Origin of the sequence: Longimicrobium sp., assembly GCF_036280135.1 — a bacterium.
GTDB lineage: Bacteria > Gemmatimonadota > Gemmatimonadetes > Longimicrobiales > Longimicrobiaceae > Longimicrobium.
This window is the reverse complement of sequence record NZ_DASURI010000485.1, coordinates 1-3,445: the sequence shown is the minus strand read 5'-3', so window position 1 is coordinate 3,445 and position 3,445 is coordinate 1. Positions and strand designations below refer to the sequence as shown.

Below are 3,445 nucleotides of genomic sequence, written 5' to 3'. Positions count from 1 at the left end.
AGGTAGGCGGCCTCGCCGGTGTCCGCCCGGGTCCGGCGTGGCGGCGCCCCGGTCCCGCCCGGCCGCGCGAACCGCCCCGCGCCGGCGGAAGCACGCCCATCCTGCCACGTAAGTGCTCGCATGGAGGCCTCCCTCAGCGGGACGGCGTACGGACCGCCGCGGCGCCCGGCCGGTCCGGGGCCCCGGCCGCCCGGGCGAGCGGCGGGCTGGTTCCCGGGAAGGCGAGAACGCGCGCGACCCGTACCCACCAGCGCTCCATCGACTCCTGCGTGTCTCCTCCGGGGCGGTAGCGCACCCGCCCCGGGGCCACGCGCGCCTTCGCGCCCATCGCTCAGTCTCCGCCCGTCGCGGAGTCGGAACACCGGCGGGGCCGTCCCCGCCGGCGGCGGACCACGCTGCCGTCCGGCCGCACGCGCGAGCCGGGCAGAAAGCACTGCGCCGCTTGCAGCAGCGCCTCGTGGGCATCGCCCTCCACGTCGCTGGAGCCGTAGTACGATCCGCACAGGAACTCGCGCGGCATCCTGAGAAAGACACTCATCCGGCCCTCCCCTGCCCTGGGGTATCTGCTCGTCGCGATCCGCCACCGCGCGCTGCGATGCGGTGGAGTCGCGGGCGTACGGCAAAATCTCGCCGGAAAGGTGTCAAAAAGATTGGACGAACTTGACCGTGGAGGAAGACGGGGCGGGAGACCGTCCTGGGGGGAAGGTGCGTCGCGGGGTCGAGCCGGGGAGGAAGTCGCCCGCGCTGGCGCGCCGTGCTGCCGGCCGCCAATGAAGGTCGATGCGGGGGGAGAGCGTGAGGAAGGGAGAGACGGATGCGGAGAAACGGAAGAGGGCCGGTCTCCCGTCGTCATTCGGGGAACACGGATGGGAGGGCGGTCTCCCCGTCCGCCGCGGCGGACACCGGGCACCTGGAGCGGATCAGCCGGGCGCTTGCTTCGCCGGGTCGCCCAGCGGCAGGCGCGCGCGCAGCTCGGTCCCCCCGCCCGGCACGGACACGACGTGAAAGTCACCGCCCAGCAGGTGCGCGCGCTCCGCCATGCTCACCAGCCCCAGCCCCCACGGCGCGCGGGCGGGATCGAACCCCGCGCCGTGGTCCGCCACCACCAGCTCGAGAGCGCCACCCACACACGCGACCGTGATCCGCGCCTGTCCCACGCCGGCGTGGCGCACCACGTTCCGCAGCCCTTCCTGCGCCACGCGGTAGGCCACGATGGCCACGTTCGCCGGAATCTGCGTGTCCGCGCAGGCCGCCGTGAACGCGACCCGGATCCCGTCCGCCCGCTGCGTCTCGTCGCAGACGGCGCTCAGGGCCGACACGAGACCGGCGTGCTCCAGCAGGGCGGGGTGCATGCGGTGGGACAGCGTGCGGATGCGCTCCGCCAGGTCCCCCACCTCCGCGTGCAGCCGCGCGGCCTGCGCGGCTGCCTCCCCTTCCGACGCGGTCAGGCGGCTGATGCCGATCCCGAGCGCCGCCACCCGTTGGCTCAGGTCGTCATGCAGCTCGCGGGCGATGCGGCGGCGCTCCTCCTCGTGCGCGGTCAGCACCCGGCCGGCCAACCACGACTCCGCCCGGCTACGGCGCAGCGCGGCCTTGATCCGCCTCCGTTCCGTGGCGCCGGGGCTCGTCCCCCGCGGCCGGTCCCCCTCATCCCTCCACCCGCGGATGCCGACGTCATCGTGAACGGCCCCGGGCCCCGGCTCCACCCGGGCCATGCCTCCCTCCAGGTGCGCCAGCGTCTCGTACATCGCCCACTGGACGTAGCCCGGGAGGCCGTCGCGCTCGTCATCCCCTTCATCCGTCGGGAGGGGGAGCGCGGGGTGGGCGAGAAACGCCTCCGACTCCAGGCTCCCGTCCCCCACACCTCCCGCCGCGGCGACTTCGCCGCACCACCCGTTCCGCCGCGGGGGGTCCTCCCTGCGGGGCCTCTCCGCGCGGGTGACCCGGTTGCCGATCATGCGGTCGGTCGGCGGATGGGACGCGGGCGGCAGGCGCCGCAGCGCCTCCGCCCGTGCGCGCCGATCCTGGAACTGCGCCAACGCCTGCTCCAGCACTCCGGAAACCTGCTCCAGCCACCCGGGACCCCGGACGACCAGCCCCGCGGCGCCCAGGCGCAGCGCCTGCACCCCGGCCTCCTCCTCCCCCGGCGAGACGACGAGCACCACCGGCCGCTCCCCCGCCTCCCGCAGCGCGTCCATCACCTCCACCGGCCAGGCCTCGCGGTCCAGCAGCAGCACGTCCCACCACGCTCTGCGGGCCGCCCCCGCCACGGCCGGCCCCTGGGGCGCCAGCGCCAGACGCAGGTGAGGCGCGCGCGTCTCCAGGTGCCGGCGCAGGGCCGCCGTGCTGGCCGCGTCCGCCACGTGCAGCACGCGCAGACGCCGGGCAAAGCGGGCCCGACGTGACCGGGACCGGCACACCGCCACCCCGGCGGCCGCGGCCAGCCGCCGCGGGTCCGCGTCGCACGCGGGTAGACAGCCGTCCGCGCCCGCCGACAGGGCCGCCAGCGCCGCCCTCCGCGCATCGCCGTACAGCAGGGCCACGACGGCGGTAGCGGGGGAGATGGCGCGGGCCCGGCGCACGAGCTCCACCCCCTCGCCGCCGGGGCGCACGGGAATGACCACGGCGCGGAACGGGGGATCCGCGTCCCGCAGACGCGCGATCGCCTCTCCGGCGGACACGGTCGGCCTTTCCTCCCGGTGGGAGTCCGCGGAGCCCTCGACAAAGAGTATGTGCATGGCTTCTCCTGCCGCGATGCGTCGCGCGCCATCGCACGAAAACGGGGCCATCCTGCCGACGCTGGATCAAAGGTTCACGTCGTGGGCGTGAACGTGTCAATCCGCAATACTACTCACTCAATATAAGCCATTTCGCGCAGGAAGGGAGGAGTCGCCCCGGTTTTTGGAGACGGGCAACTTCGTGCAAGCGCGCGACTTCCGCAGCGCGTACGCTTGGCTCGTGCGGCGGCGCGATGCCGCGAGGAAATCCGGGTGACGGGAGGGCACAGTGTTCCAGAAGATCGGCGGGGCGGAGGGACGGCCAGCGTGGCTGCAGCCGTGGGCCGCCTCCGCGGCCGTGGCGGCGCACGTGGCGATCGCCGCCGGCATCGCGTCCGTTCCGGGGCGTCCGTATCACCCGCCGCAATCGGTGGAGACGGCCACCTTCCTGGTGATCTTCCAGGCGGACCGCGCACCCGCCTTGCCGGCGCGCCTGCACGCCGGCCCAGGAACGGCCGTGGCCGCTCTCCGCAGCGCGGGTGAGCGGGGCGCGCGCAGCCGTCCCGCGGGCGGACCCGCTCCCCGCCGCGGGGAGGCGCCGGCCGGCGACGGGGCCGCCCTTCCGCGGGTGGTGCCCGTCCGCCCCGGCGACCCCACGGCGGACCTGCAAGGCGTCCTGTCCCTGGCCGCCGCGTTCACGGGCACGGCGGACGGGGCCCGGAAAGCGG

The 3,445-nt window shown here is 75.2% G+C and carries 2 protein-coding genes and 1 pseudogene; 1 reads left to right on the top strand and 2 read right to left on the bottom strand.

Annotation, left to right across the window (positions count from 1 at the left end; all coding sequences use genetic code 11):
• Positions 1-331: 331 nt before the first annotated feature.
• A complete protein-coding gene (locus tag VFZ20_RS15740) occupies positions 332-538 on the bottom strand; it encodes a hypothetical protein (protein WP_329684863.1) in 207 nt (68 codons plus the stop codon).
• Between the two features lie 382 nt (positions 539-920).
• Positions 921-2,681, bottom strand: a complete 1,761-nt coding sequence (locus tag VFZ20_RS15735; protein ID WP_329684862.1) for a sensor histidine kinase — start codon at positions 2,679-2,681, stop codon at positions 921-923.
• A gap of 325 nt (positions 2,682-3,006) precedes the next feature.
• Between VFZ20_RS15735 and VFZ20_RS15730 the strand changes: the two are divergent.
• Positions 3,007-3,445 (top strand): annotated as a pseudogene (locus tag VFZ20_RS15730) (hypothetical protein); the annotation flags it as partial.